The 1,346-nt window shown below is 41.4% G+C and carries 2 protein-coding genes; both read right to left on the reverse strand.

Features of this window, described 5'->3' with window-relative positions; genetic code table 11:
• Positions 1–465: 3-dehydroquinate synthase family protein (locus tag ACS8FC_RS14190; protein WP_439297232.1), on the reverse strand; the 465-nt coding region annotated here is incomplete at its 3' end.
• A 78-nt stretch (positions 466–543) separates the two neighbouring features.
• A complete protein-coding gene (gene aroK / locus ACS8FC_RS14195; RefSeq protein WP_439297233.1) occupies positions 544–1,104 on the reverse strand; it encodes a shikimate kinase AroK in 561 nt (186 codons plus the stop codon).
• Between the last annotated feature and the right edge of the window lie 242 nt (positions 1,105–1,346).

Genomic DNA, 1,346 nt, shown 5'->3' on the forward strand with positions numbered 1-1,346 from the left:
ATTGATACCAGTTTTGCCGCCAACACTTGAATCGACTTGCGACAATAAGGTCGTTGGAATTTGGATAAAGTTGACCCCGCGCATAAAACTTGCCGCAGCAAAACCTGTCATATCACCCACTACGCCGCCACCAAGTGCGATAAGCGTGACATCACGATTGAAATGCTCTGCCATTAGCGCATCATATATTTGGTCTATGCTTGTCTGGTTCTTATATTGCTCACCATCTGGTAACACACAAACTTTTACCGTAAACTGCTCTGCTAGCTCGTCTTCTAAAGCTTGCAAGTATAAAGGTGCCACGGTATCGTTAGTCACGATCAATACTTGGCAACCCTTAATATAAGGTGCGACTTGCTTCGCCATACTGCTATCTTTTGACGTCGCATCTTCAGTAATAATGATTGGATAATCATGACTTTGCGTACGAACTGTTAAGCTATCATGAAACAGTGACGTTGCCATGAGACACTCCTTAAGCATTTATAATTGGATAAAAGTAGCTGAGTATACCTACCTATCATATCAATAGATAATATAGATCTACTCTTTATTGTCTTTTGGTGTTGTGTCAGTACAATCAAAAAATGCGTTCAGCTGCTGCATTAATTGGCTGACCATATGACGTGGATAAGTGTGACCAGTGGGCATAATAATATGCGCGACCTGACGATATAATGGATCGCGAATACTATATAAATCTTGCAGTATTTTTCTAGGATTAGGCTGTTGTAAAAGAGGCCGTGACTTGTCTTTAGAAGTGCGGGCCATTTGCACATCGACTGGGGCATTGAGATAAACCACGATGCCACGCTGTCTTAAGAAGTCTCGGTTTTCAGCAGCCAATACTGCGCCACCGCCAGTTGCTAATACAATTTGAGGGGTTTGAGTCAGCTCATCAATGGCACGCGTTTCACGCTCACGAAAACCCGCTTCACCTTCTTTGGCGAATATCCAAGCAATGTCAGCACCAGTTTGCGATTCGATATACCAATCACTATCTACAAAAGTGCGACCTAACTGCTTGGCCAGTAACTTACCGATCGTCGTCTTCCCCGCTCCCATCGGACCCACTAAAAACACCGACGGCAATTCCTGCACCATAATACTCACTCAGCTAAATTAGCTATCATACAACGTCATTGATATTCTGGCTAGTAATGCGCTGTGATTATTGTTAGTAATATTTAGAGCTTATCGTCCATTAATCCATGCATATAGCTCGCAATATTAAAGATGCTAAGTTTATGTACAAAAAAAAGTAAGCACTAAGGCTTACTTTTTTAGTGAATAATCAACAAATTTATGATTAATTCAAGCGACTTGTACCATCATTGATCAATTTT

The organism is Psychrobacter sp. 1Y4 (genome assembly GCF_051847555.1).

Bases quoted from the DNA above. Each gene is read 5' to 3' on its own strand.
- aroK (WP_439297233.1), bottom strand. From the start codon at position 1,104: ATGGTGCAGGAATTGCCGTCGGTGTTTTTAGTGGGTCCGATGGGAGCG.